This window comes from Micromonospora sp. BL4 (genome assembly GCF_003667505.1).
Classification (GTDB): Bacteria; Actinomycetota; Actinomycetes; order Mycobacteriales; family Micromonosporaceae; genus Micromonospora.
The window spans coordinates 1-24,753 of sequence record NZ_RCVJ01000246.1; the positions used below are offsets into that span (position 1 = coordinate 1).

General features: G+C 73.0%; 23 protein-coding genes and 1 riboswitch. Of the genes, 14 read left to right on the forward strand and 9 right to left on the reverse strand.

Annotated elements, in window-relative coordinates; genetic code table 11:
• A partial coding sequence (locus EAD89_RS29305; RefSeq protein WP_121677942.1) for a glycogen debranching N-terminal domain-containing protein occupies nt 1-2,049 on the reverse strand: 2,049 nt, incomplete at its 3' end.
• A gap of 145 nt (nt 2,050-2,194) precedes the next feature.
• On the opposite strand from EAD89_RS29305, the gene EAD89_RS29310 reads away from it, so the two are divergent.
• The 4 genes from EAD89_RS29310 (at nt 2,195) to EAD89_RS29325 (ending at nt 6,538) form a co-directional block, all read left to right on the forward strand.
• Entirely contained in the window at nt 2,195-3,184 is a 990-nt protein-coding gene (locus tag EAD89_RS29310; RefSeq protein WP_121677943.1) for a LacI family DNA-binding transcriptional regulator, read from the forward strand.
• Nucleotides 3,185-3,209: 25 nt separating this feature from the next.
• Nucleotides 3,210-4,460 carry an extracellular solute-binding protein gene (locus EAD89_RS29315; RefSeq protein WP_121677944.1) on the forward strand — a complete coding sequence of 417 codons (1,251 nt, stop codon included), beginning with the start codon at nt 3,210-3,212 and terminating at the stop codon, nt 4,458-4,460.
• A gap of 67 nt (nt 4,461-4,527) precedes the next feature.
• A complete protein-coding gene (locus EAD89_RS29320; RefSeq protein WP_121677945.1) occupies nt 4,528-5,649 on the forward strand; it encodes a carbohydrate ABC transporter permease in 1,122 nt (373 codons plus the stop codon).
• A gap of 1 nt (nt 5,650) precedes the next feature.
• The gene (locus EAD89_RS29325) at nt 5,651-6,538 is read left to right on the forward strand and encodes a carbohydrate ABC transporter permease (RefSeq protein WP_121677946.1); all 888 of its coding nucleotides are present in this window, start codon (nt 5,651-5,653) and stop codon (nt 6,536-6,538) included.
• A 42-nt stretch (nt 6,539-6,580) separates the two neighbouring features.
• Here the strand turns inward: EAD89_RS29325 and EAD89_RS29330 are convergent, their stop codons facing one another.
• The 3 genes from EAD89_RS29330 to EAD89_RS29340 all read right to left on the reverse strand — a co-directional run bounded on the left by EAD89_RS29330 (nt 6,581) and on the right by EAD89_RS29340 (nt 8,690).
• Nucleotides 6,581-6,961: a VOC family protein gene (locus EAD89_RS29330; protein ID WP_121677947.1), complete on the reverse strand. Its 381-nt coding sequence runs from the start codon at nt 6,959-6,961 to the stop codon at nt 6,581-6,583.
• A gap of 76 nt (nt 6,962-7,037) precedes the next feature.
• Nucleotides 7,038-8,012 (reverse strand): sigma-70 family RNA polymerase sigma factor, encoded by a 975-nt coding sequence (locus EAD89_RS29335; RefSeq protein WP_121677948.1) that lies wholly within the window; start codon nt 8,010-8,012, stop codon nt 7,038-7,040.
• Nucleotides 8,013-8,093: 81 nt separating this feature from the next.
• Nucleotides 8,094-8,690, reverse strand: a complete 597-nt coding sequence (locus EAD89_RS29340) for a GNAT family N-acetyltransferase (RefSeq protein ID WP_121655527.1) — start codon at nt 8,688-8,690, stop codon at nt 8,094-8,096.
• 35 nt (nt 8,691-8,725) lie between these two features.
• Here EAD89_RS29340 and EAD89_RS29345 point away from each other — a divergent pair, with 35 nt between their 5' ends.
• On the forward strand, nt 8,726-10,000 hold the full coding sequence (locus tag EAD89_RS29345) for a glycosyltransferase 87 family protein (RefSeq protein ID WP_121677949.1): 1,275 nt from the start codon (nt 8,726-8,728) through the stop codon (nt 9,998-10,000).
• Here the strand turns inward: EAD89_RS29345 and EAD89_RS29350 are convergent.
• Nucleotides 9,899-10,450, reverse strand: a complete 552-nt coding sequence (locus EAD89_RS29350) for a GNAT family N-acetyltransferase (protein WP_121677950.1) — start codon at nt 10,448-10,450, stop codon at nt 9,899-9,901. The two genes, EAD89_RS29345 and EAD89_RS29350, sit on opposite strands and share 102 nt — an antisense overlap.
• 80 nt (nt 10,451-10,530) lie before the next feature.
• On the opposite strand from EAD89_RS29350, the gene EAD89_RS29355 reads away from it, so the two are divergent.
• The 5 genes from EAD89_RS29355 (at nt 10,531) to EAD89_RS29375 (ending at nt 16,010) form a co-directional block, all read left to right on the forward strand.
• Nucleotides 10,531-11,760 carry a winged helix-turn-helix domain-containing protein gene (locus tag EAD89_RS29355; RefSeq protein ID WP_121677951.1) on the forward strand — a complete coding sequence of 410 codons (1,230 nt, stop codon included), beginning with the start codon at nt 10,531-10,533 and terminating at the stop codon, nt 11,758-11,760.
• Nucleotides 11,761-11,764: 4 nt separating this feature from the next.
• Nucleotides 11,765-12,394 (forward strand): DUF2752 domain-containing protein, encoded by a 630-nt coding sequence (locus EAD89_RS29360; protein WP_121677957.1) that lies wholly within the window; start codon nt 11,765-11,767, stop codon nt 12,392-12,394.
• 160 nt (nt 12,395-12,554) lie between these two features.
• Nucleotides 12,555-13,295: an FAD-dependent thymidylate synthase gene (gene thyX, locus EAD89_RS29365; protein ID WP_121655543.1), complete on the forward strand. Its 741-nt coding sequence runs from the start codon at nt 12,555-12,557 to the stop codon at nt 13,293-13,295.
• Between the two features lie 47 nt (nt 13,296-13,342).
• Nucleotides 13,343-14,269: a 4-hydroxy-tetrahydrodipicolinate synthase gene (dapA, locus tag EAD89_RS29370; protein ID WP_121655531.1), complete on the forward strand. Its 927-nt coding sequence runs from the start codon at nt 13,343-13,345 to the stop codon at nt 14,267-14,269.
• A gap of 52 nt (nt 14,270-14,321) precedes the next feature.
• Nucleotides 14,322-16,010: a ribonuclease J gene (locus tag EAD89_RS29375; protein ID WP_121655532.1), complete on the forward strand. Its 1,689-nt coding sequence runs from the start codon at nt 14,322-14,324 to the stop codon at nt 16,008-16,010.
• Nucleotides 16,011-16,066: 56 nt separating this feature from the next.
• Here EAD89_RS29375 and EAD89_RS29380 read toward each other — a convergent pair whose 3' ends face one another.
• Both EAD89_RS29380 and EAD89_RS29385 read right to left on the reverse strand, forming a co-directional pair.
• Entirely contained in the window at nt 16,067-17,740 is a 1,674-nt protein-coding gene (locus EAD89_RS29380; protein WP_121677952.1) for a YbjN domain-containing protein, read from the reverse strand.
• Complete coding sequence (locus EAD89_RS29385) at nt 17,737-18,216, reverse strand: YbjN domain-containing protein (RefSeq protein ID WP_121677953.1); 480 nt, start codon at nt 18,214-18,216, stop codon at nt 17,737-17,739. The genes EAD89_RS29380 and EAD89_RS29385 overlap by 4 nt, the downstream gene beginning before the upstream one ends.
• Before the next feature lie 113 nt (nt 18,217-18,329).
• Here EAD89_RS29385 and EAD89_RS29390 point away from each other — a divergent pair, with 113 nt between their 5' ends.
• Nucleotides 18,330-20,786 (forward strand): DNA translocase FtsK, encoded by a 2,457-nt coding sequence (locus EAD89_RS29390; protein ID WP_121677954.1) that lies wholly within the window; start codon nt 18,330-18,332, stop codon nt 20,784-20,786.
• 54 nt (nt 20,787-20,840) lie between these two features.
• Here the strand turns inward: EAD89_RS29390 and EAD89_RS31270 are convergent, their stop codons facing one another.
• Together EAD89_RS31270 and EAD89_RS29400 are read right to left on the reverse strand one after the other, a co-directional pair.
• Nucleotides 20,841-20,972 carry a hypothetical protein gene (locus tag EAD89_RS31270; RefSeq protein WP_255421293.1) on the reverse strand — a complete coding sequence of 44 codons (132 nt, stop codon included), beginning with the start codon at nt 20,970-20,972 and terminating at the stop codon, nt 20,841-20,843.
• 8 nt (nt 20,973-20,980) lie between these two features.
• Complete coding sequence (locus tag EAD89_RS29400; RefSeq protein WP_121655536.1) at nt 20,981-21,295, reverse strand: multidrug efflux SMR transporter; 315 nt, start codon at nt 21,293-21,295, stop codon at nt 20,981-20,983.
• Nucleotides 21,296-21,354: 59 nt separating this feature from the next.
• A riboswitch (guanidine-III (ykkC-III) riboswitch) is annotated at nt 21,355-21,417 on the reverse strand.
• 135 nt (nt 21,418-21,552) lie between these two features.
• Between EAD89_RS29400 and EAD89_RS29405 the strand changes: the two genes are divergently transcribed.
• From EAD89_RS29405 to pgsA, 3 genes are all read left to right on the forward strand, one after another.
• Nucleotides 21,553-22,476, forward strand: a complete 924-nt coding sequence (locus EAD89_RS29405) for an ornithine cyclodeaminase family protein (RefSeq protein ID WP_121677958.1) — start codon at nt 21,553-21,555, stop codon at nt 22,474-22,476.
• A 75-nt stretch (nt 22,477-22,551) separates the two neighbouring features.
• Nucleotides 22,552-24,093, forward strand: coding sequence for a 30S ribosomal protein S12 methylthiotransferase RimO (gene rimO, locus EAD89_RS29410; RefSeq protein WP_121677956.1), 1,542 nt, complete (start codon nt 22,552-22,554; stop codon nt 24,091-24,093).
• 77 nt (nt 24,094-24,170) lie between these two features.
• Nucleotides 24,171-24,753: CDP-diacylglycerol--glycerol-3-phosphate 3-phosphatidyltransferase (pgsA, locus tag EAD89_RS29415; protein ID WP_121677959.1), on the forward strand; the 583-nt coding region annotated here is incomplete at its 3' end.

Below are 24,753 nucleotides of genomic sequence, written 5' to 3' on the forward strand. Positions count from 1 at the left end.
GTGGGTGGGCAGGTTGGTGATGGTGGTGGCGCCGGCGCGGTCCACCGCGACGTTCACCGGGGTGCCGGCGAGGCGGAACCCGTTGACCGTGAGCGCGCCGAGCTCGGCTCCGGCCAGTGGCGCCAGCTGGACCGTGCCGCCCGGCACGTCGGGGTAGAGCCCGGTGGCGGCCTGGAGCAGCACCACCGCGCTGGCCGCGGCCCAGGCCTGCGGCCGGCACGAGGCCGGGTACGGCACCGGGCGGTTCACCAGTGACCGGTCGTCACCGCCGTACAGCTCGGGCAGCCGGTAGTCGAACGCCTCGGCGGCGGCGAGCAACCCTTCGGCCAGGCCGAGCGCGGCGTCCCGGTGCCCGGCCCGGGCCAGCCCGGCCAGCACGATCGCCGTGTCGTGCGTCCAGATCGAACCGCAGTGGTACGACAGCGGGCTGAAGCCGGCGTCCTCGGTGGACATGGTCCGCAGCCCGAAACCACCGGCCAGCGTGTCGGTGGTGAGCAGGCGGGCGACCTGGTCCTCTTCGTCGCCGGTGAGCAGACCGGTGCCGAGCAGGTGACCGATGTTGCTGGTCAGCGAGTCGACCGGCCGCTTGTCCCGGTCCAGGGCGAGCGCGGGCTGCGGCCCGTACCGGCCATCGACCCAGAAGCTGTCCCGGAATCGGCGGGCCAGCGCGGCCGCGTGTGCCCGCCAGCGGTCCCCGCCCGGGCGGTCGAAGGCGTCCAGCAGCGCGGCGCCGTTCACCGCCGCCTCGTGCGCGTACCCCTGCACCTCGGCCAGCACGATCGGCGCGCTGGCCAGCGAGCCGTCGTGGAACCGGACGGCATCGCCGGAGTCCTTCCAGCCCTGGTTGGACAGCCCGTGCCCGGTGGTGTCGACGTACTCGATGAGACCGTCGCCGTCCGGGTCGGCGTGCTCGCCGAGCCAACGCAGCGCGGCCTCCAGGTGCGGCAGCAGCGGCTCGATCTGCTCCGCCGGCAGGCCCCAGCGCCAGGCGTCGTGCAGCAGGTTGACCCAGAGCATGGTGGCGTCGACGGTGCCGTAGTAGACCGGTGGCAGGCGCAGCCCGTTGTCGGGCAGGGCGAGCTCGTGCCGGCGCAGCTCGTGCAGGATCTTGCCGGGGGCCTCGCCGGTGGCCGGATCGACCCGGGCGCCCTGTCGCCGGGCGAGCACCCGCAGGGTGCCGGCGGCCAGGTCGGTGCCGAGCGGCAGCATCATCCGGGCAGCCCAGAGGCTGTCCCGGCCGAACAGGGTGAGGAACCAGGGCACCCCGGCGCCGAGGAAGACGTCGCGGGGTGCGCCGGTCTCGGCCAGTCGCAGCCCGCGCAGGTCGTCGAGGCTGCGGTCGAGCAACCGGACCAGCCGCCGGTCGTCCGCGGTCACCTCGGGTCGGGACCAGCTCGGCTCGCCGGCCGGGCCGACGACCACGGCGCGCGGATCCTCGACGGTCAGGTGCCAGCGCAGCACCGTCTCGCCGCCGGGGGGCAGCTCGATCGGCCAGGCCAGCCGGGGCGTGGTGATCCGTTCTCCGGTGGCGAGCACGTCGGCTCCCGCGCCGGTGACGGTGACCGTGATTCCCTCCGCCGACCAGGTGAGCACGCCGGGCTGGCCGGTCTTGGCTTCGAGTGGCGCCGCGGCGCCGCCGGACTTGACCACCTCGATGGGCGCCAGGTCGCAGCCGAGGTCGACGCTGACGGTGGCGCGTACCGGGACGGTGGCGGTGGAGACGACCAGCAACTCCTCGGTGAGGCCGTCGCGGGTGGCCCGGCGGAGCCGGTCGATCCGGACGGTGGGGTCGGGCACGGGGTCGCCGAGCCAGCGCGCCAGGCTCACGAAGCGGGCGCCGTGCGGGCCGTCGTCGCCGCGGGTCAGCCCTTCCAGCTCGCGGTCGTCGACCCGTAGCTCGGCCCGGGAGAGCACCCTGGCGTCGGCGTGGAAGACGCCCTGTACGCCGGTCGGGCGGATCTGCCCGGTCGCGTCCCCCAGCGCGCTGGTCGGGGCGAGGACCACCCCCACCAACTCGTGCAGGAGGGGTTGCAGCTGGCGTTCGATCACGGTGTGGCTCCAGATCCTCAGGGTGCGGGACGGACGTCTTGACAACGCGCCCCTGGCGGTGCAAAGTGCGAAACATTCCAGAAACTTGAACGATCTAATCCTGCCTTATCCAGATTGGATCGTTCAAGATGGCGAGAGGGATTAAGTGGCCGAAAAGGTGACCATCGCGACGGTGGCCCGGCACGCCCGAGTGAGCCGCCAGACGGTGTCCAACGTGCTCAACGCGCCGCACATCGTGCGGGAGGAGACCCGGCTGCGGGTCCAGGACGCGATCAGCGCGCTCGGCTACCGGGCCAACCAGGCCGCCCGGCAGATGCGCACCGGCCGGTCCCGGCTGATCGCCGCACGGATCGAGCCGACCCGCGACGGCATCAACGGCTCCGTGCTCGACCGCTTCCTGCACGGCCTCACTGAGACCGCCGACGCCGCCGGCTACCGGGTGCTGCTCTACACCGCCACCGACGACGAGCGGGAGATCGCCACCTACGACGACCTGCTGGGCACGTACGAGCTGGACGCGTTCGTGCTCGTCGGCACCAAGTACGGCGACCCGCGTACCGCCTGGCTCGCCGGCCGGGACGTGCCGTTCGTGACCTTCGGCCGGCCGTGGGACGCGCTCGACGCCCACCCCTGGGTGGACGTCGACGGCGCCGCCGGCACGGCCCAGGCCACCCGGCACCTGCTGGCCTCCGGGCACCGCCGGATCGCGTTCATCGGGTGGCCCCTCGGCTCCGGCGTCGGCGACGACCGTCGGGCCGGCTGGCGCGACGCGCTGCGCGCCGCCGGCGTCGACCCGACCGGGCTGCACCGGGAGACCGAGGACGGCATTGCCGAGGGTGAGCGGCTGATGCGCGACCTGCTCGTGAGCGTGGCGCCGACCGCCGTGGTCTGCGCCAGCGACTCGCTCGCCCTCGGCGCTCTCCAGGCGATCCGCGGCACCGACCCGCCCGTGTCGGTGATCGGGTTCGACGACACGCCGGTGGCCGCGGCGGTCGGGCTGGCCAGCGTCAGCCAACCGCTCGGCGAGGCCGCCGCCCGGTGCGTGGACCTGCTCACCGGAGTGCTCGACGGCAACCACGAGACCCCCACCCACGTGCTGCTCCAGCCCGCGCTGGCGCTCCGGCACACCGCGTAGTCCCTTCCCCCACCAGGAGAAACCCATGGCACCTCGAACCCTCACCCGGGCGGCGGTGGCCGGCCTCGCCGCCGTCGCCCTCCTCGGCTCCGCGGCCTGCGGCAGTGGCTTCGACGACTCCTCCGGCGACGCCACCCAGTCCAGCGGCCCGGCCAGCCTGCAGATCCTGATCGGCTCCTCGGGCGAGGCGGAGACCAAGGCCGTCCAGGACGCCGCGGCGAAGTGGGCCGGCAGCTCCGGCAACACCGCCACCGTCACCCCGGCGCAGGACCTCACCCAGCAGCTCGGTCAGGGCCTCGCCGGCGGCACCCCGCCGGACGTGTTCTACGTCGACGCGGCCCGGTTCGCCGACTACGCCAGCGTCGGCGCCCTGGAGCCGTACGGCGACAAGGTCAGCAACCCGGGCGACTTCTACGAGAGCCTGCGCACCACGTTCACCTACGACGGCAAGCTGTACTGCGCTCCCAAGGACTTCTCCACCCTGGCCCTGCAGATCAACACCGACCTGTGGACCAAGGCGGGGCTGACCGACGCCGACGTGCCGACCACCTGGGACCAGCTCACCGCGACCGCCCAGAAGATCAAGGCCAAGGGTCAGGTCCCGCTGGCCCTCGGTGACACCCGCGACCGGATCGGCGCCTTCATGGTGCAGAACGGTGGCTGGCTGATGAGCAAGGACGGCAAGCAGGCCACCGCGGACACCCCGGAGAACCTGGCCGCCCTCCAGTACGTCAAGACCATGCTGACCACGGGCCTCGCCAAGTACCCGAAGCAGCTCGACGCCGGCTGGTCCGGTGAGGCGTTCGGCAAGGGCAAGGCCGTGATGACCATCGAGGGCAACTGGATCAAGGGCGCCCTCCAGAACGACTTCCCGAACATCAAGTACAAGGTCGTGCCTCTGCCGGCCGGCGCGAAGGGCCAGGGCACGCTCTCCTTCACCCAGTGCTGGGGCATCGCGGCGAAGAGCAAGTACAAGGACCAGGCGATCAAGTTCGTCGAGGCGATGACGAGCGGTGAGCAGCAGATGGCCTTCGCCAAGGCGTTCGGCGTGATGCCGTCCCGGCAGTCGGTGCGCGACCAGTACACCAGCGCCTTCCCGGCGGACAAGCCGTTCATCGACGGTGTCGCGTACGCCCAGGGCCCGGTGAACGCCCCGAAGATGGACAGCGTCCTCGTCGACCTGGACACCAGCCTCCAGGGTCTGGCCAACGGTGACCCGAAGACGGTGCTGCAGAACTTCGACAAGAACGCGAAGGCGGCGCTCGGCGCCAGCTGAGCCGGCAGCGGGGGCCCGGTGTCGGGCCCCCGCCTCGTCGTCGGCCCGAGTGAGGGAGGGAGGGGAGATGGCAACCGAAGCACTGAACGCCGTGGCGACCGCGTCCGGGGGAGGCCCGCGCCGGCGCCGGGGCGGCATCCGCAGCAACGAGAACGTCGCCGGATGGCTCTTCGTCGCGCCGGTGATCGTCATTCTGGGGCTGTTCCTGCTGCTGCCGATCCTGATGGCGTTCTGGGTCAGCCTGACCGACTGGAACGGCCAGGGCAGCCCGTTCACCGGCGACGTGCCGTTCGTCGGCGGGCACAACTACACCCAGTTGTTCACCGAGGACGGGCTGGCCCGCCGCGACTTCATGACCAGCATCCGCAACAACATCTACTACGTGGCGATCGTGGTGCCGGCGCAGACCGCGCTCGCGCTCGGCCTGGCGCTGGTCGTCAACAACCGGATGCTCAAGGGCAAGAGCTTCTTCCGCAGCGCCTTCTACTTCCCCTCGGTCACCAGCTCGGTCGCGATCAGCGTGGTGTTCCTGTTCCTGTTCGCCAACTCCGGCGCGGTCAACGCGCTGCTAAGCGTCCTGGGCATCGACGGACCGGAGTGGTTCGCCGACTCGCGGGGCGTGCTGCACCTGCTGTTCGGCGTGGTCGGCGTCGACTCGCCGCCGGCGGCGCTGGCCGACGGCGGGCCGTTGGGGCTGAGCTGGTGGGACTGGCTGGCCGGACCCAGCGTGGCGATGATGTCGATCATCACGTTGGTCATCTGGACCACCTCCGGCACCTTCATGCTGATGTTCCTGGCCGGCCTGCAGAACGTGCCGGTGGCGCTGGACGAGGCGAGCACCCTCGACGGCGCGTCCCGGTGGCAGCGGTTCCGGCACGTCACCCTGCCGCTGATCAGGCCGACCACCTTCCTGGTGCTCACCCTCGGCCTGATCGGCTCCTGGCAGGTCTTCGACCAGGTGTACGTGATGAGCCAGGGAGACCCGGCCAAGACCACGCTGACCCCGGCCTACCTGTCGTACCGGACCGCCTTCCGGGACTTCGACTACGGCTCGGGCGCGGCGATCTCGTTCGTGCTGTTCCTGATCATCATCGTGCTCACGTTGATCCAACGCCGGGCGCTGGCCGAGCGGGACACCGACCGGCCGCGGCGAGGCTGGCGGCGTCGGCGCGTACCGGAGAGGTCCTGAGATGGCCGTGCTGACCGACCGCCCGGCGGCGGCGCCCGCGCGCCGCGAGCAGCGCGCGGCCCGCACCCTGGCCACCCGCTTCCTGGGGTACGCGACGCTGATCTTCTTCGGGCTGGTGTTCCTCTACCCGTTCGTCATCCAGATCGGCAATTCGCTCAAGACCGAGCCCGACGCGGCGGCCAACCCGCTCTCGCCGTTCCCGGACCCGCTCACGTTGGCCGGCTTCGAGCGGATCTTCGCCGGCACCAATTTCCCGCTCTGGCTGGGCAACTCGCTGCTGGTGACGGTGCTCGTCACCCTCGGTCGGGTGTTCTTCGACTCGCTCGCCGGGTACGCGTTGGCGCGACTGCGGTTCCGGGGACGCGGCGGGCTGTTCGCCGCGGTCATCGCGGTGCTGGCGGTGCCCGGAGTGGTGCTGCTGATCCCGAAGTTCCTGGTGCTCAACCAGCTCGGCCTCTACAACAGCTACGCCGGTCTGGTGGTGCCGCTGCTGGCCGACGCGGCGGGCGTGTTCATCATGAAGCAGTTCTTCGAGTCGATCCCGTTGAGCGTGGAGGAGGCCGCCCGGATCGACGGGGCGAGCATCTTCCGCACCTTCTGGTCGGTGGTGCTGCCGATGGCGAAACCGGCGCTGATCACCCTGACCATCCTGTCGTTCCAGGGCTCGTGGAACGAGTTTCCGCACAGCCTCGTGTCGGTGCAGGACCCGGACCTGTTCACCCTGCCGCGTGGGCTGGCCGACCTGGTCAGCGGCTCGCTCGGCAAGGGCACCCAGTATCCGCTCAAGTTGGGCGCGGCACTGCTGGCCACCATCCCCGTCGCGATCATCTTCGTGGTGTTCCAGCGGTACTTCGTCCGGGATGCCAACGACGGCTCGGACAAGGGCTGACCGACCGGTGTGGCGGCTCCGACGACGGAGCCGCCACAGCGGTCAGCTCTGCTCGAGGACGGACAGGATGTTGCCGGCCGGGTCGGTGAACCAGGCGATGGCCGGCCCCTGGCCGCGCATGACCCCCTTCTCGTCCTGTGGCATCCCGTCGTAGCGGGCGAAGTGGACCCCCCGCGCGAGCAGCTCGTCGACCGCCCGGTCGATGTCGTCGACCGGGAAGTTGAGCACCGTGTAGGTCGCGGGGGTGTGGTCGTCCTTCGGATAGACCAGGACGGGCCGGTCCCCGGCGATGTGCAGGGTCAGCAACCCGCCCATCGCGTCGTCCCGGGTGACCCGCAGGCCGAGCGTCTCGCCGTAGAACCGTTCGGCGCGGCCGGTGTCGTCCACCGAGAACCCGCTGAACGCCTTGGTGTCTGTGAACACGGTGATCTCCTCGTTGTCGGCGTACGAGGGGTGGACGTCGTCGTCGGCCGGAACTCATCGCCCGACCGGCCCATGATCAGGGATCGAGGTGGTCGGGCAGGCCGAAGCGTGGGAAGAGCCCCGGGTCGAGGTAGTGGGTGAGGCGGGCGATCCGGCCGTCGACGACCTCGAAAAGCTGGATCGAGAACGGCCGGTGCCCGCCCGCCGGGTCGCGCCGGTACTGGGCCAGGGCCGGACCGCCGTTCGCCGCCACCCGGATGAGCCGGGAACCGCGGCAGCCGGCGCCCGGCCCCACCAGCCAGCGGCCGATGTCGTCCGCGCCGCGCAGCCACATCCGGTAGGGCGGCATGCTCTGGACGGCGTCGGCGCGCAGCAGGCCCACCAGGGCGTCGATGTCGTAGCGCTCGAAGACCCGCACGTAGCGGTCGAGCAGGTCGCGGTGCGCCCGATCCAGCGGCCGGCCCGGAGCGTCACCGACCCGGTCGGCCAGCGTGGCCCGGGCTCGTTGCAGCGCGCTGTTGACCGCCGGCACGGTGGTGTCGAGCAGGCCGGCGACCTCCTCGGCCCGCCACCGCAGCACGTCCCGCAGGATCAGCACCGCGCGCTGCCGGGCCGGCAGGTGCTGGAGCGCGGCGACGAACGCCAATCGGACCGACTCCCGAACGACCGTCAGCTCGGCGGGATCGGCCGCCGCCGGCAGCACCGCCGCGTCCGGAGCGGGCTCCACCCAGCCGGCCTCGGGATCGCCGAGCGCCGTGGCCACCGGGGACGAGGGATCGCCGAGGTCCATCGGCAGGGCCCGGCGTCGGCGACCGCGCAGCAGATCGAGGCAGACGTTGGTGGCGATCCGGTAGAGCCAGGTGCGCGGGCTGGACCGGCCGTCGAAGCCGTCCCACCCGCGCCAGGCCCGCAGCAGCGTCTCCTGCACGGCGTCCTCGGCGTCGTACAGCGAGCCGAGCATCCGGTAGCAGTAGCCGGTCAGCTCGACCCGGAACTCCTCCAGCCGGCCGTCCGCGGTCGGCGCCGTCACCGGCGCGGTCGCTGCGCTCATGACGCCGACCGTAGGCGACCCCTGCGACATCGGCACGCGTGACGGCCCGGACGCGCCGCCCCACCCCGGCCGGATCGCGCGTCAGTCGCCGGGCTGGTCGTCCGCCGGCACCTTCTCAGCCGGGACGGCCACGTGCAGGCGCACCTGCGGCACCAGCATGTCGTCGACGTCCAGCGCGCGGGCCGCGCCGTCGGGCTCCCAGCCGGTGCTGGTGAGGAACTTGCGGGTCGCCTCGTCGCCCTCGAACGCCCAGGCCACCGCCCGGCTCAGCCCGTCCTCCCGCCACAGGTCGACGGCGGCGGCGAGCAGCCGGCTGCCGTGCCCACGCCGACCCCAGCGGGGCTCGACCAGCAGGTCGGTCACCGCGGCCACGTCCGGGCCGAGCGCCTCGGCCGGCTCGCCCGGAGCGAGGGCCTCGGCGTCGGCCGGGCCGGAGGCGGCGAACCCCACCAGATACGATTGCTCGGCCTGTTCGACGGCGACCAGCACCCGGTGCGCGCCCGAGGGCGGCTCCTGCACCGCGGCGCTCCATCGCCGGGCGAGGAACGCCTCGTCCAGGTTGTCGAGCACGTGCCGAGGCAGGATCCGGCGGTACGCGACCCGCCAGGTCGCGAGCTGAATGCGTGCGATCTCGCCGGCGTCCTCGGGACGCGCCGGGCGGACGTACCCGAGAGCCATGGGACGGAAGCCTACGCAGGGCCAGGGAGGCGACGGTGGCGCAGGGTGCCAACAGGACGGCCGCGCAGGTCGTCGGGGTGGTGGCGCTCGCCGCGGTGGTCACCGCGTTCCTCGCCGTCGCGGCCGTCCGGCACGGCTTCTTCGACCTGAAGGTCTACTACGGCGCGTTGACCTGGTGGGTGCACGACGGCGGCGAGATCTACGACTATCTCAAGCCGGGCACCCAGTACGGCTTCACCTATCCGCCGTTCGCCGCGCTGGTCATGCTGCCGATGGCGTACCTGCCGTGGACGGCCGCGATCGTGGTGAGCGTCCTCGCCAGCGTGGTCACCACCACGGTGCTGATCTGGTGGCTGGTCGACCCGATCGCCCGTCGGGCCGGCTGGACCCGGTGGTTCGCCCTCGCTGTGGCGCTCTGCCTGGCCGCCGCGTTCGAGCCGATGCGGGAGACGGTCAACTTCGGTCAGGTCAACACATTGCTGCTCTTCCTGGTCGCCGTGGACCTGCTGCGGCTGCTGCCCTCCGGCAACCGGTGGGCCGGGGTGGGCATCGGGTTGGCGACCGCGATCAAGCTGACCCCGGGCATCTTCATCGTCTACCTGCTGGTGACGGGGCGATGGCGGGCGGCGCTCACCGCCAGCGGCGCCGCCGCCGGGGTGTCGCTGCTGGCCGGCGCGCTCTTTCCGGACGCCTCCCGCGAGTTCTGGACCGAGGCGCTGTGGAACACCGGTCGGGTGGGCGAGTTGGCGTTCGTCTCCAACCAGTCGCTGCGCGGGGTGGTGGCCCGGCTCGACCCGGAGCACCCGAGCACCCTGCTCTGGCTGCTGCTGGTGCTCGGCACCCTGGCGCTCTGGGCCTGGCGGTCCCGGGCGGCCGTCGCGGTGGGCGACGAGGCGACCGGCCTGGCGCTGACCGGTGCGGTGATGTGTCTGGTCAGCCCGGTCACCTGGGTGCATCACCTGGTCTGGCTGCTGCCCGCGCTGATCCTGCTGGTCGACAACGCGATGGCCGCGCCGTCCGGTTACCGGCGGTGGGTCCTGCTGGCCGCGGCGACCGTCGGGTACGTGTTGCTGATCAGCCGGACCGTCTGGTTCTGGGAGAAGGACTTCACCGGCGTCGACGGCTTCGTGGGGAGCAACGCCTACGTCTGGATCAGCCTGGCGCTGCTGGCCTTCCTGCCGATCCGCCGGTGGCTGACGCCGAGGGGGTCAGTCGTCGAGGCTCCCGGTGTACCGCAGCTCGACCAGTCCGACCGGCGGGCACCCACCGGCGAGCGGCACCTGGTAGGTCGACCGTTCACCGTCCGGTGACAACCCGGCCCGCTCGCAGAACCGGCGGGCCCGCCGGTTCTCCGCCAGCACCCACAGCCGGTAGCCGGTCCAGCCCCGCTCGATGAGCCCGGCCCGGGCGGCGGCCAGCAGCGCGGTGGCGGTGCCGTCGCCCCAGCACGCCGGCTCCACGTAGAGCGCCAGCACCTCGCCGACCGCCGGGTCCAGGTCGTCGCGGTCCTGGTTGCGGCGGTACGGCCCGAAGGTGGTGAAGCCGACCACCAGCCCGTCCACCTCGCCGAGCAGGGTGGTGAACGGATGCTCGGGATCGGCGGTGCCGACGTCGCGGCGGCGCTGCGCCCAGGCCAGCACGTTGAGCCGTCCGAGCACCTCGTCCGGCATGATGCCCGCGTAGCCCGACTGCCAGCCGTGCACGTGCACCCGGGCGACCGCCTCGGCGTCGTCCGGCTCCTCCCGGCGGATGGTCAGCATTGCACCGTTCTATGCCCCGGTGACGGTCCGAGTCCAGCTTCCCGCACCGGCGTCGTACCGATGATTTAAGGTCGCCGACGATGGCCGCACCGGAATCACTCTCGCTCGCCCAGGCCCGGCGGGTGGCGCTCGCCGCCCAGGGCTTCGCCGACCCGGCGCCGACCGGGCTGCCCACCCGTCGGCACCTGCGCCGGGTGCTCGACCGGGTCGGGCTGATCCAGATGGATTCGGTCAACGTGCTGCAACGCGCGCACTACCTGCCGCTCTACAGCCGGCTCGGGCCGTACCCGACCACGCTGCTCGACCAGGCCGCCTACCGCCGCCCACGGGAGCTGTTCGAATACTGGGGGCACGAGGCGTCGCTGGTCCCGGTCGGGCTGCACCCGATGCTGCGCTGGCGGATGGCCCGCGCGCACAGCGAGTCCTGGGGTGGCATGCGACGGATCGCCCAGGAGCAGCCGGAGCTGGTCGCCTGGGTGCGCGACGAGGTGGCCGCCGGTGGTCCGTTGACCGCCGCCGAGATCGAGCACGACGCGCCCCGGGAGACCGGCAACTGGGGGTGGAACTGGTCGGCGGTGAAGCGCGCGTTGGAATACCTGTTCTGGGCCGGCGAGGTGGCCGCCGCGGAACGCACCACCTCCTTCGCCCGCCGCTACGACCTGCCCGAGCGGGTGCTGCCCGCCGCCGTGCTGTCGGCGCCGACCCCGACCGACGCCGAGGCGTACCGCACCCTGGTGGCTCTCGCCGCGCGGTCGCTCGGCGTGGCCGCCGAGCCGGAGCTGCGCGACTACTTCCGGCTGCCGCTGGCCGGCGCCCGCCAGGCCGTCGCGGAGCTGGCCGAGGCCGGTGAGCTGGTGCCGGTCACCGTGCCGGGCTGGCGCCAGCCGGCCTGGCTGCACGCGAGCGCCCGGCTGCCGCGCTGGGTCCGGGGCAACACGCTGGTCAGCCCGTTCGACCCGCTGATCTGGGAACGTGGCCGCACCGAGCGGCTCTTCGACCTCACCTACCGGATCGAGATCTACGTCCCGGCGCCGCAGCGGGTGTACGGCTACTACGTGCTGCCCTTCCTCCAGGGCGACCGGTTCACCGCCCGGGTCGACCTGAAGGCCGACCGCAGGGCCGGGGTGCTGCTGGTCCCGGCCGCGTGGGTCGAGCCGGGCGCCGACCCGGGGGAGACCGCGGTGGCGCTCGCCGCCGAGCTGTACCGGCTCGCCGGCTGGCTCGGGCTGGACGCGGTGGCGCCGCCTGCGGCCGGCGACCTGGCCGGTCCGCTCACCGCCGCGTTGGCCGGCGTGTCCGGTGTACCGTGAGCGCGTGACGAGCGCTCCCGGACCGGCCGACCAGCCGCAGCCCGCGCCCGGTGCGGTCGACCCGTGGCCGGACGCCCATCCGGGCGCGTCGACCCCGACGGTCACCGCCGACCCGGCGGCCGGTGCTGCCGGCACCGGTCCGCAGGGCTGGCCGACGAGCCCGCCGGGCGGCTACCCGGTCCCCGAACCGGACCGGCTCACCCGCTTCGTGCTGCGGCTCTACGAGCGTTCGCCACGGTGGGCGGTGCCGCTGGCCGCGGTCGGCTGCGTCGCCGCCGGCATGGGTTACACGCTGCTCAGCGACCCGACCCACGCCGCTCCGGACGCCACTCCGACCTGCCTGCTCAAGCTGACCACCGGGCTCGACTGTCCAGGCTGCGGCGGCACCCGCGCGCTCTGGTACGTGCTGCACGCCGACCTGCCCGCCGCCGCCCGGCACCACTTCCTGTTCGTCTTCGCGCTGCCGTTCCTGGCGTACCTCTTCGTGGCCTGGGCGGGCAACCAGGCGTTCGGCTGGCGGCTGCCCGAGCTGCGGATCAGCTCCAAGGTCATCGGCGGCTTCCTGGCGGCGTGGCTTGCCTTCTCGGTGCTGCGCAACCTGCCCTGGGCGCCGTTCACCTCGCTCTACGTCTGACCCTCCGCCCCGTCCGCCGGCCCCCTAAGACGATGGGCGGACCCGCCCACGACCAGAGGCGTCGTCGGCTCCGACGCTGCCTGAGTGATCGACATTGCAAGGGGCGCGCCTGAGTTGGGCCGGGAGGGGCTGCGCCACTACAGTCCCAGGCATGCCGGAGATGGTGCAGCCCCAGGTCAAGTTGATCGCGTGGACCCAGTTCGCGGCCCCGGACGACGTGCCGTGGTCGACCGACGCGGACGGTGGCCAGGCGCTCGCCGAGTTCGCCGGCCGGGCCTGCTACCAGTCGTGGAAGAAGCCGAACCCGGCGACCGCCACCAACGCCGGCTACCTGGCGCACATCCTCGAGGTCGGGCACCTCTCGGTGCTGGAGCACGGCTCGGTCACCTTCTACTTCACCGGGGTGTCCCGCTCCTTCACCCATGAGCTGATCCGGCACCGGCACTTCTCGTACTCGCAGCTCTCCCAGCGGTACGTCCCGGAGCGGGACGCGGCCATGGTCGAACCGACGGTGATCGCCGACGACCCGGAGCTGCACAAGCGCTTCGTGGAGGCCGCCGAGGCGAGCGTGCGCGCGTACAACGAGCTGCTGGAGGGGCTGGAGCAGCGCTTCTCCGACGAGCCGAACCCGACGCTGCGCCGCAAGCAGGCCCGGCAGGCGGCCCGCGCGGTGCTGCCCAACGCCACCGAGACCCGGATCGTGGTCACCGGCAACTACCGGGCGTGGCGGCACTTCATCGCGATGCGGGCCACCGAGCAGGCCGACGTCGAGATCCGTGAGCTGGCCGTGGAGTGCCTGCGCCAGTTGCAGGGGGTCGCCCCGAACGTGTTCGCCGACTTCGTGATCTCCACCCTGCCGGACGGCACCGAGGTGGCGGCCAGCCCGCACGAGGCGTCCTGAGGCCTTCCCCGGCGGGCCCCGGCTGGTCGTCCGCTAGGTTGGAGGGTATGACGCACGACCACCCTGACGCCGCCACCCGACCGGTGTCCCGCCCCTTCGGGCGGCTGCTCACGGCCATGGTGAGCCCGTTCACTCCCGACGGCTCGCTCGACCTCGACGGCGCCGCCCGCCTGGCGAGCCACCTGGTCGACGAGCAGGGCAACGACGCGCTGGTGGTCAACGGCACCACCGGTGAGTCGCCGACGACCACCGACGCGGAGAAGGAGCGCCTGATCCGGGCCGTGGCGGAGGCCGTCGGTGACCGCGCCAAGGTGGTCGCCGGGGTCGGCACCAACGACACCCGGCACACCATCGAGCTGGCCGCCGCCGCCGAGAAGGCGGGTGCGCACGGCCTGCTGGTGGTCACCCCGTACTACAACAAGCCGCCGCAGAGCGGTCTGCTGCGGCACTTCACGGCGGTGGCCGACGCGACCGGCCTGCCGGTGATGCTGTACGACATCCCGCACCGCTCCGGCGTGCCGATCGAGACCGAGACGCTGGTCCGGCTCGCCGAGCACGGCCGGATCGTCGCGGTCAAGGACGCCAAGGGTGACCTGACCGCCACCAGCTGGGTGACCAGCCGGACGGGCCTCGCCTTCTACAGCGGCGAGGACGCGCTCACCCTGCCGGCGCTGGCCGTCGGCAGCGTTGGCCTGGTCGGCACCTCCACGCACTTCACCGGGGCGCTGACCGCACAGATGATCGAGGCGTACGACGCGGGGGACATGCCGGCCGCGCTGGCCCTGCACCGGCGGCTGCTGCCGCTGTTCACCGGCATCTTCCGCACCCAGGGCACCATCCTGGTGAAGGCGGGCCTGGCCTCGCTCGGCCTGCCGGCCGGCCCGGTGCGACCCCCGCTGGTGGACGCCACCGACGACGAGATCGCCCAGCTGCGCGCGGACTTCGCGGCAGCGGGCCTGGAGCTGCCCGAATGACCGAACGACACGATGGGCGCCGAGTGATGGCGTCGCAGAATGAGGTGAACGCGTGACCGAGGCGCACATCGAGGCGGAACTGCCCCCGCCGCTGCCGGAAGGTGGCCTGCGGATCATCCCGCTCGGCGGGCTCGGCGCCATCGGTCGGAACATGACCGTCTTCGAATACGACGGCAAGTTGCTGATCGTCGACTGCGGGGTGCTCTTCCCCGACGTCGAGCAGCCGGGCGTGGACCTGATCCTGCCCGACTTCGGCCCGATCCTGGACCGACTGGCCGACGTCCAGGCGATCGTGCTGACCCACGGCCACGAGGACCACATCGGCGCGGTGCCCTACCTGCTCGCCCACAAGCCGGACATCCCGCTGGTCGGTTCGCAGTTCACCCTCGCCCTGGTCGAGGCGAAGCTGGCCGAGCGGCGGATTCAGCCGTACACGCTGACCGTGCGGGAGGGCGGCCGGGAGCGACTCGGCCCGTTCGAGTGCGAGTTCTTCGCGGTCAACCACTCCATCCCGGACGCCCTGGCCGTGGCCATCCGCACCCCGGCCGGCCTGGTGCTGCACACCGGCGACTTCAAGATGGACCAGCTCCCGCTGGACGGCCGGATCACCGACCTGGCCGGTTTCGCCCGGCTCGGCGCCGAGGGCGTCGACCTGCTGCTGTCCGACTCCACCAACGCGGAGATCCCCGGCTTCGTCACCCCGGAGCGGGAGATCGGGCCGGTGCTCGACTCGATCTTCGCGAAGGCGAAGGGCCGGATCATCGTGGCCTCGTTCGCCTCGCACGTGCACCGGGTGCAGCAGGTCTTCGACTCCGCCGCGGAGCACGGCCGCAAGGTGGCGCTGATCGGCCGGTCGATGGTCCGCAACATGGGCATCGCGCGGGACCTCGGCCTGCTCAACATCCCGGCCGGCCTGGTCATCGGGATCGAAGAGGCGACCACGCTGCCGCCCGAGCAGATCGTGCTGATGTCCACCGGGTCGCAGGGCGAGCCGATGAGCGCGCTGGGCCGGATGGCCAGCGGCGACCACCGGCACATCACCATCGCCCCCGGCGACACCGTCGTGCTGGCCTCCTCGCTGGTGCCGGGCAACGAGACCTCGGTCTACCGGGTGATCAACCGGTTGGCCCGCGCCGGCGCGGTGGTCGTGCACAAGGACGTGGCCAAGGTGCACGTCTCCGGGCACGCCCCGGCCGGTGAGCTGCTCTACCTGCTCAACGTGGTCCGACCCAGCAACCTGATGCCGGTGCACGGCGAGTGGCGCCACCTGCGTGCGCACGCCCGTCTCGGCGTCGAGTCCGGGGTGGCCGCCGACCGGGTGGTGCTCTGCGAGGACGGCGACGTGGTCGACCTCGTCGAGGGCCGGGCCAGCCTGGTGGGGCACGTGAAGAGCCGGTACGTCTACGTCGACGGCCTCGCGGTCGGCGACGTCAGCGAGTCCCTGCTGACCGAGCGGCGGATCCTCGGCGACGGCGGCTTCATCGCCACCACAGTGGTCGTCGACTCGGTCACCGGCAAGGTGGTCGCCGGCCCGACCCTGTCCGCGAAGGGCTTCTCCGAGGACCCGGAGGCCTTCAACCCGGTGATCCCGCTGGTCACCGAGGCGCTCAACCGGGCGGCCGCGGACGGCATCACCGACCCGCACCAGCTCCAGCAGATCGTCCGGCGGACCGTGGGGCGGTGGGTCAACGACGCGTACCGTCGTCGGCCGATGATCGTGCCCACCGTCGTCGAGGTCTGACACCGCGCGTCGCGACGCCCGCCCGCACCTCGTGTGCCGGCGGGCGTCGCTTTCGGTCAGGGGAGCGCGGCCACCGCCTCGGCGTACGCGACGCCGGTGGCGATGGCGGCGTCCACCAGCACCAGTAACTGCGCCGGGGCCACCCCGTGCGCCAGGTCGGTGGCCACGTCGCCGGCCAGCACCAGCTCCTCGCCGAGATCGTGCGCGTACGCCTTGGGCAGCAGCCGGTCGTGGTTCCACGCGTTGCAGAAGGCGTACGCCTCGGCGCGCCGCGCCACCGGCAGCCGGCGGACGGCCATCGCCCGGGTGTGCAGCACCTCGCCCCGCTCGCCGGCCCGACGGAACTGGATCACCGCGGCACCCCATCGGCCGACCACCGTGCCGCCCTCGTCCACCAGGTACCGGTCGCCGCGCCGGTCCAACGCCGCCGTGATCACGTCGAGGGTCAGCGCCACCAGCTCACCCTCGACCGGCCCGTCACCGTTCGGTTCGTCCCCGGTCACGGTGGCGTCACCGGACTCCTCACCGGACTCCTCAACGGGCTCGTCGGCGGGCAGCGGCACCGGTTCCGCGACCGGGCGCTCGGCCAGCCAGGCGGCGATCCGGCCGGAGTGGTGGCCGGTGCCGTTGCGGGCGTCGAAGCTGCCGGCCAGTTCGCCGGCGATCCCGACCAGCAGCGCGCCGAGCGTGGCCACGTCCGGCTCGGTGGCCGGCCGGTCGCCGTACGCGGGGCGGCGCACCGACCGCCCGCCCAGGCCGGCCTCGACAGCCAGCCCGCAGACCAGCGCCCCGGCGGCGGCGAACTCCATCGCGGCGAGGTCGTCGGTGGGACGGTCCAACCGGGGCAGCTGCTCGGCGAGGATCTCCAGCCCGCGTTCCGGTTGCCCGCCCAGCGCGCAGAACCGCAGGTGCGCCGCGAGGTGCGGAAAGGCCCCACGTTCGTGCCGGTGCCGCCGGTACGCCCGCACGTGTGCCGCCGCCGCTCGCTCCGGCTCGCCGGCACGGAGGGCGGGCAGCAGCTCCGCGACCAGCGCCCGCTCGGGCTGGTCGGTGCAGTCCTCCGGCTCGCTGGCGCCCTGCCGCAGCTCGGCGAGCGCGGCTGGCCACTCGCCCCAGCCGGCGAGCAGCTCCGCGCGTCGGGCCGGGGCGCAGCCCGGGCAACCGCCGGTCGGCCCGGGACGCGTCCCCGCCCACCGCTGGTACCAGTGGCGGGCGGTGGGCTCGTCGCCGAGGTGGTCGGCGATCCGGCAGCGCAGCTCCGCGACGGTCGGGGCGTCGGACCCGTCCGCGTCGACCCGGCGGGCCAGGTCGTCCAGGAGGGACCGGGTCTGGTCCAGCCCGACCCGGGGGGTGCCGAGCAGCGCCTCCACCGCGTACCGCTGGTAGCGCAGCAGCAGACCGGCTTCGGCGTCGCTGAGCAGCTCGGGCCACCGGTCGGCGGCGGCCCGGGAGCGCCGTACCGGCTCGACCAGCCGCCACCGCTCCCCGTGCAGCAGGTACGCCTCGATCAGCGCGAAGCGGGCCTCCACCGCCGTCCGCGCGTCCCCGGCCGCGTCCGCCCGCTCGGCGAGCCGTTCCAGGGCCAGCAGCCGGCCCGGCCCGTCGGGCAGGTCCCAAGCATCGGTGAGCGCGGTCACCAGCGCCGGAACGCGACGGACGGCGACCCGGTCGGTGCCCGGAGCGCCGGGATCGTCGGTCCGGCTGCTCGTGGACTCCTCCCGGCCGGTCATGCCGGCACCGCTCCGGGCAACCGGCCGACCGCCACGGCGAGCTGGCAGCCGGCCGAGATGCCACAGTCGAGCAACTGGTCCAGCTGGTGCGGGGTCACCCCGCGCTCCAGATCGGTGATCACCTCACCGCAGACGCGGGCCCGGCCGTCGTCGTCGACGTGCACGAACGCCTTCGGCCAGAGCCGGTCGTGGTTCCACGAGTTGCAGAAGGCGTACAGCGCGGGCACCTGCTCGATGGGGAAGGTCGGCGCGACCAGCGTGCGGACCTGGAGCAGCTCGTCGTCCCCGCCGAGGCGCAGGAACCAGATCAGGTTGTCGTCGAAGCGGCCCACCAGGTCGCCGTTGACGGCTCGACCCACCGGCCGGCCGCGCGCGGCGAGCACCGCCGCGACCAGTTCGCCGGTCAGCGGACGCAACGCGTCGGGGTGCCCGGCCAGCGGATCGTCCGGACCGTCCTCGAATCCCGGCGACGCCATCGGGCATCCCTCCTGAGGCGGATATCACGGCCGGCGGCGCGGTCCGTGCTGCGACGCGCGGACACGACCCGGAAAAGCGGCGATCTGCCGGGTCCCGCCGTTACCGTGACTCTATGGCGGGCCGTACCTCTCAGGCGAGCCGGCGACGCGGCGCGTCGCCGCGCGGTGGCACCAACAGTCGTGCCCGTCAACCGGCGAAGAAGACCCGGGCGCCGGTTCGGCGCCGCACGGCGGCCGCCCGGCCGGGCCCGGCCGTCTACGTGGGCCGCGCGGTCGGTGCACTGTGGATGGGGCTGGCGCACGGGATGGGCTGGGCGGTGCGGGCCGCCGGCCGGCAGGCCGCCTCCGCCCGCGACCTCGACCCCGAACACCGCCGCGACGGCGCCGGGCTGCTGCTGTTCGGCCTCGCCCTGCTCAGCGCCGTCGCGCTCTGGCTCTCCGGGGCGGGCCCGGTCGGCGCGCGGCTGGCCGACACCGTGCGACTCTTCCTGGGCGCGATCTCCGTGGTCGTGCCGGTGCTGCTGATGATCGGCGCCTGGCGGTTGATGCGCCAGCCGGCCGATCCGGCGCACCGGGGCCGGGGCCTGATCGGCTGGGGCTCACTGCTCGTGTCGACCGCCGCGCTGCTCCAGATCGGTCAGGACCCGGTCGACCCGGTGCAGCGAGACTTCGCCGGCGGCCTGGTCGGCGCCGGCGTCGGCGGCCTGCTGGAGCGCGCGGTCACCGCGTGGGTCGCGGTGCCGCTGCTGATCCTGCTGCTCCTCTTCGGCCTGCTCGTGGTCACCGCGACGCCGATCAACAAGATCCCCGAGCGGTTGGGCCTGCTCGCCGGCGGCCTGGCGACCTCGCCGGACGCCACCGAGGAGGAGACGGACGAGACGGTCCTCCGGCCGGCGCGCAAGCGGCCGGCGAAGCGGATGCCGCCGCCGGTGGACCCGGACGACTTCGACGACCTGGACGGCGCCGACCTCCAGGAGACGATGGTGCTCCCGCGCAAGGCGCCGCCGAAGGTGCCGGCCAGCCGCAAGCCGGCCGAGCCGCCGGAGCACTCGCCCGCGCCGACCCGGGCCGAGCAGCTCGCGTTGACCGGGCTGGCCGGCGACTACACCCTGCCGCCGGCCAACATGCTCAGCGCCGGCGCCGCCGCGAAGACCCGCAGCAAGGCCAACGACGAGGTGATCGCCGCGCTGACCGGGGTGTTCGACCAGTTCGACGTGGACGCCGCGGTCACCGGGTTCACCCGGGGTCCGACGGTCACCCGGTACGAAGTGGAGCTGGGGCACGGCGTCAAGGTCGAACGGATCACCCAGCTCTCCCGCAACATCGCGTACGCGGTGAAGTCGCCGGACGTGCGGATCCTCAGTCCGATCCCGGGCAAGAGCGCGGTCGGCGTGGAGATCCCGAACGCCGACCCGGAGAACGTGGCGCTCGGCGACGTGCTGCGTTCGCGGGCGGCGACCAGCGACCACCACCCGATGGTGGTGGCGCTCGGCAAGGACATCGAGGGCGGCTACGTGGTGGCCAACCTCGCGAAGATGCCGCACATCCTCATCGCCGGCGCGACCGGCGCCGGCAAGTCGTCGTGCCTCAACACTCTACTGGTGTCCATCCTCACCCGGGCCACCCCGGACGAGGTGCGGCTGCTGCTGATCGACCCGAAGCGGGTCGAGATGACCGGCTACGAGGGCATCCCGCACCTGGTCACGCCCATCGTGACCAACGCGAAGAAGGCGGCCGACTCGCTGGACTGGGTTGTCCGTGAGATGGACATGCGCTACGACGACCTCGCCGCCAACGGGGTCCGGCACATCGACGACTTCAACCGCAAGGTCCGCAACGGCGAGATCAAGGCGCCGCCGGGCAGCGAACGGGAGATGCGCCCGTACCCGTACCTGCTGGTGATCGTGGACGAGCTGGCCGACCTGATGATGGTCGCGCCGCGTGACGTGGAGGACTCGGTCGTCCGGATCACCCAGCTGGCACGGGCGGCGGGCATCCACCTGGTGCTGGCCACCCAGCGCCCCTCGGTCGACGTGGTGACCGGCCTGATCAAGGCGAACGTGCCGTCCCGGCTTGCGTTCGCCACCTCCTCGCTGGCCGACTCGCGGGTCATCCTCGACCAGCCGGGCGCGGAGAAGCTGCTCGGCCGCGGTGACGGGCTCTTCCTGCCGATGGGCGCCTCCAAGCCGGTGCGGATCCAGGGCGCCTGGGTCACCGAGCGCGAGATCGCCGACGTGGTGAAGTTCTGCAAGGACCAGCGCGAGCCGGAGTTCCGCAAGGACGTGTTGACCCCCGCGCAGGACACTAAGAAGAAGATCGACGAGGACATCGGCGACGACCTCGACCTGCTGACGCAGGCCGTCGAGCTGGTGGTCACCTCGCAGTTCGGCTCCACCTCGATGCTCCAGCGCAAGCTGCGGGTCGGCTTCGCCAAGGCGGGCCGGCTGATGGACCTGATGGAGACCCGCGGTGTGGTCGGGCCCTCGGAGGGTTCCAAGGCCCGCGACGTGCTGATCAAGCCGGACGAGCTGGAGGAGGTCCTCGCCGGCCTGCGCGGCGACGTGGACTGACCGGGCAACGCGACGGGCCGCCGGTGTCCGGCGGGCCCGTGGCGGAAGAAGTGGTCAGTTGTTGATCAGCCCGGAGAAGATCACCATGCTGATCACCGCCGCGACGACGCTGGCAGCGGCGGCGTGCCAGCCCAGCGGCTTGTCGCCGAGTAGCGCACCGACGATGCCGGCGATCACGCCGAGCACGCCGAAGATCAGTGGAAGATCTTCAGGCCGACGACTCCGGCCACCACCAGCACCAGGCACAGGATCCGGGGCAGGCTCGCCGACTCGCCGAGCGCCAGCATTCCGACCAGGGCGGTGCCGACCGCGCCGATGCCGACCCAGACGGCGTACCCGGTGCCGACCGGGATGTCCCGCAGCGCGTACGCCAGCCCGCCCATGCTGAGCACCAGGGTCACCGCGAACACCAGCGTCGGGATCAGCCGGCTGAAGCCGGCGCTGCGGTCCAGGGCGATGGCCCAGGCCGCCTCCAGCAGTCCCGAGATCACCAGTACCAGCCAGGCCATCGTTCACCTCACGGAAAGCGCCCGGCTCTCGCGCCGGGACGAGTGGAAACTGCACGTCACGCGGGGCGTCTTGGCCTGACCGGGTACGCCCACCACTCGTCCGGAGCGGCCGCGGGCGAACCGGGCCACCGGCATCGACGCTAGCACCGCCTCCCGCCGGTGACGGTACGGTCCGGCGGAGCGGTCCGCCGACGACGCGGTGACCCCCACCACCTCGCGTTGACCTGCACCTCACTTCAACTTGCAGTATGGCCGTCATGACCCTGCTCTACGCCGACCCCGAGGTCGCCGCCGTGCTGGACGCCGCCACCACGGTCGACGCCATGCGCGGCGCCCTGCTGGCCGCGTACGAGGGGCGGCTGGTCGCCCCGCCCCGGGCCGCCGCCCCGCTCGGCGGTGGGCGGATGGTGCTCACCGCCGGGCACCTGGTCGGCGAGTGGTACGGCTTCCGCTCCTACGACACCTTCGGCCATCCGCAGGGCGAACAGCTGGTGGTGCTGCACGACGCCCGCACGGGCGCGATCCGGGCGGTCGCGGTGGGCGAGGAGTTGGGCTCCCGGCGTACCGGAGGGCTGGGTGGTGTGGCGATCGACGCGCTGGCCCGACCGGACGCGTCCACCCTCGGCGTGATCGGCTCCGGCCGGCAGGCGTGGACCCAGGTCTGGGCCGCTGCCGCCGTCCGCCCATTGCGTGAGGTGGTGGTGCACAGCCGCTCCTCCGCTCGGCGGGACGCCTTCGCCGCCCGGGTCCGCGCCGAGCTGGGTGTGCCGGCCCGCGCGGTGGCCGACCCCGGTGCGGCAGTGACCGGGCGGGACATGGTGGTGCTCGCCACCACCAGCCCGACCCCGGTGCTGCGAGCCGCCGACCTCAGCCCCGGCACGCACGTCAACGCGGTCGGCTTCAAGCAGCGCGATCGCAGCGAGTTCGGCGCCGACCTGCTCGACGCCGCCGACCTGCTGGTCACCGACTCGCCGGCCCAGGCGGCGGACTACCAGCCGCCGATGCTCGCCGCCACGCCCCCGTACGCCGGGCGGCTGCGCGACCTGGGTGGCATCCTGGCCGGCGCCGTCCCCGGCCGGACCACCGCGGACCAGCTCTCCGTCTTCTGCTCCACCGGCCTGGCGGGCACCGAGGTCTTCCTGCTCGACCGCCTCACCCGGGTCGGTGCCGCGACCCGCTGAGCGCCGGCGACTGGACTTCCCTGGTCGGGGCGCGCCCGCGTGCGTGGGCCTTCCCGGCCGGCCCGGTACCCTCGGATGGTGTCTGCCACCTCCCCTGCCACCTCCAGCCCGGCTTCTGTGACGCCGCTGGAGCTGTCGCCCGCCGCCGAGGGCCGTCGCGTCGCCCTGCTCACCCTGGGCTGTGCCCGCAACGAGGTCGACTCGGAGGAGCTGGCCGCCCGCCTGCACGCCGACGGCTGGCAGGTGACCACGGACGGTGAGGGCGCCGACGTGGTGGTCGTGAACACCTGCGGCTTCGTGGAGAAGGCCAAGCAGGACTCGATCCAGACCCTGCTCGCCGCTGCCGGTACCGGCGCCAAGGTGGTCGCCGCCGGCTGCATGGCCGAGCGGTACGGCCGGGAGCTGGCCGACAGCCTGCCCGAGGCGCAGGCGGTGCTGAGCTTCGACGACTACCCGGACATCGCCGCCCGACTGAACGCGGTCGTCGCCGGCGAGCAGGTCACCGCGCACACTCCCCGGGACCGGCGGGAGCTGCTGCCGCTGACCCCGGTGCAGCGGCGCGACGCCGCGGTGTCGCTGCCCGGGCACGGCACCCCGACCCGCGCGGCCGTCGACACCGACGAGCACACCCCGGCGCACCTGCGTCAGGTGCTGCGCCGCCGGCTGGACACCGGCCCGGTCGCCTCGCTGAAGCTGGCCAGCGGCTGCGACCGCCGCTGCGCGTTCTGTGCCATTCCGGCCTTCCGCGGGGCGTTCCTCTCGCGTACCCCGGACGAGCTGCTCGCCGAGGCGGAGTGGCTGGCCAAGTCCGGCGTCCGGGAGCTGGTGCTGGTCAGCGAGAACTCCACCTCCTACGGCAAGGATCTGGGCGATCCCCGGGCGCTGGAGAAGCTGCTCCCGCAGCTCGCCGCGGTGTCCGGCATCGTCCGGGTCCGGGTGAGCTACCTCCAGCCGGCCGAGACCCGGCCCGGGCTGGTCGAGGCGATCGCCGGCACGCCGGGCGTTGCCCCGTACTTCGACCTGTCGTTCCAGCACTCCAGCGAGCCGGTGCTGCGCCGGATGCGCCGGTTCGGCTCCACCGACCGGTTCCTGGAGCTGCTGGCCAGCGCCCGGGCGTTGGCCCCGGAGGCGGGCGCCCGGAGCAACTTCATCGTCGGCTTCCCCGGCGAGACCCGCGCCGACGTCGACGAGCTGGTCCGCTTCCTGACCGAGGCCCGGCTCGACGCCATCGGCATGTTCGACTACAGCGACGAGGACGGCACCGAGGCCGCCGGGCTGACCGGCAAGGTCTCCGCCGCGACGATCAAGCGGCGCTACGACCGACTCAGCGCGCTCGCCGACGAGCTGTGCTCGCAGCGGGCCGAGGATCGGCTCGGCTCGACCGTCGAGGTGCTGGTCGACTCGATCGCCGATGGTGTCGTGGAGGGTCGGGCGGCGCACCAGGCGCCGGAGGTGGACGGCTCGACGACTCTGGTCGCCCCGGTCGAGGGCGGGGTCGACCTGGCCGCGCTGCGCCCGGGTGACCTGGTGCGGGCCAGGGTGACCGGCACCGAAGGGGTGGACCTGCTCGCCGTGCCGGATGAGATGATCTCGGCGGCGCCCGGCGCGGCACGGTGACGGCGGGCCCGAACGGAGCGGGGGAGCCAGGTGGTGCGGTATCGGGAACGCCACGGCTGCCCGAGTGGGGCGAGGCGGTGACCGGGGCGACGGAGTCGACGCCGCCCCGGGTGGTTCCCGGGGTGCCGGTGCTCAACGCGGCCAACGCGCTGACCGCGTTGCGGCTGGTGCTGGTGCCGGTATTCGCCGCCTCGGTGATCATGTCCGCGATGAGCCACGCCGGCTGGCGGATGGCCGCGTGCCTGATCTTCGCGGTGGCCTCCGCGACCGACCTGGTGGACGGTTGGATCGCCCGCCGGTTCGGGCTGGTCACCTCGGTCGGCAAGGTGGCCGACCCGATCGCCGACAAGGCGCTCACCGGCGCCGCCCTGGTGCTGCTCTCCTGGTACGACCGGCTGCCCTGGTGGGTGACCGCACTGATCCTCGTCCGTGAGCTGGGCATCACCGGGCTGCGGTTCTGGGTGATCCGGCACGGCGTGATCGCGGCCAGCCGCGGCGGCAAGATCAAGACTGCGCTCCAGATCCTGGCCATCGCCTGGTACCTGTGGCCGATGCCGGCCGCTCTCGCCGCCGTGGGTCCCTGGATCATGGCCGCCGCCGTCCTGGTCACCGTCGCCACCGGCTTCGACTACATAGCCCAGGCCCTCCGCCTCCGCCGCC

What these genes read in the sequence shown, in the direction of transcription:
- rimO (WP_121677956.1), top strand. Translation starts at nt 22,552, where the DNA reads ATGGTGTCTGCCACCTCCCCTGCCACCTCCAGCCCGGCTTCTGTGACG.
- EAD89_RS29350 (WP_121677950.1), bottom strand. Translation starts at nt 10,450, where the DNA reads ATGCTGACCATCCGCCGGGAGGAGCCGGACGACGCCGAGGCGGTCGCC.
- EAD89_RS29340 (WP_121655527.1), bottom strand. Translation starts at nt 8,690, where the DNA reads ATGGCTCTCGGGTACGTCCGCCCGGCGCGTCCCGAGGACGCCGGCGAG.
- EAD89_RS29325 (WP_121677946.1), top strand. Translation starts at nt 5,651, where the DNA reads ATGGCCGTGCTGACCGACCGCCCGGCGGCGGCGCCCGCGCGCCGCGAG.
- EAD89_RS29390 (WP_121677954.1), top strand. Translation starts at nt 18,330, where the DNA reads ATGGCGGGCCGTACCTCTCAGGCGAGCCGGCGACGCGGCGCGTCGCCG.
- EAD89_RS29385 (WP_121677953.1), bottom strand. Translation starts at nt 18,216, where the DNA reads ATGGCGTCGCCGGGATTCGAGGACGGTCCGGACGATCCGCTGGCCGGG.
- EAD89_RS29400 (WP_121655536.1), bottom strand. Translation starts at nt 21,295, where the DNA reads ATGGCCTGGCTGGTACTGGTGATCTCGGGACTGCTGGAGGCGGCCTGG.
- dapA (WP_121655531.1), top strand. Translation starts at nt 13,343, where the DNA reads ATGACGCACGACCACCCTGACGCCGCCACCCGACCGGTGTCCCGCCCC.
- EAD89_RS29320 (WP_121677945.1), top strand. Translation starts at nt 4,528, where the DNA reads ATGGCAACCGAAGCACTGAACGCCGTGGCGACCGCGTCCGGGGGAGGC.
- EAD89_RS29315 (WP_121677944.1), top strand. Translation starts at nt 3,210, where the DNA reads ATGGCACCTCGAACCCTCACCCGGGCGGCGGTGGCCGGCCTCGCCGCC.
- EAD89_RS29335 (WP_121677948.1), bottom strand. Translation starts at nt 8,012, where the DNA reads ATGAGCGCAGCGACCGCGCCGGTGACGGCGCCGACCGCGGACGGCCGG.
- thyX (WP_121655543.1), top strand. Translation starts at nt 12,555, where the DNA reads ATGGTGCAGCCCCAGGTCAAGTTGATCGCGTGGACCCAGTTCGCGGCC.
- EAD89_RS29355 (WP_121677951.1), top strand. Translation starts at nt 10,531, where the DNA reads ATGGCCGCACCGGAATCACTCTCGCTCGCCCAGGCCCGGCGGGTGGCG.
- EAD89_RS29380 (WP_121677952.1), bottom strand. Translation starts at nt 17,740, where the DNA reads ATGACCGGCCGGGAGGAGTCCACGAGCAGCCGGACCGACGATCCCGGC.
- EAD89_RS29405 (WP_121677958.1), top strand. Translation starts at nt 21,553, where the DNA reads ATGACCCTGCTCTACGCCGACCCCGAGGTCGCCGCCGTGCTGGACGCC.